Genomic DNA, 202 nt, shown 5'->3' on the forward strand with positions numbered 1-202 from the left:
GTTATTACGAATCTAAGAGTTAAGGCTTTATCATTCTTAACCATAGTTGTTGTTTTGCACAATGATAGGATGCTTTTCTGATAAGTGTGATGTGTATTTTAGCAAGGAACAAATTTCGTAATAGGTCACTGGTGATTAGCAAAAACCAAAGATTTTTTCCCGGAGAAATGATCCATCAAAATCTGCGAGCAAACATCAAAGG

The 202-nt window shown here is 34.7% G+C and carries 1 protein-coding gene; it reads right to left on the reverse strand.

Annotated features, from left to right (window positions below):
- On the reverse strand, positions 1 to 71 hold a 71-nt coding region (locus Lsan_RS23655; protein WP_420324307.1), incomplete at its 3' end, for a hypothetical protein.
- Between the last annotated feature and the right edge of the window lie 131 nt (positions 72 to 202).

Origin of the sequence: Legionella santicrucis (assembly GCF_001468135.1) — a bacterium.
Classification (GTDB): Bacteria; Pseudomonadota; Gammaproteobacteria; order Legionellales; family Legionellaceae; genus Legionella; species Legionella santicrucis.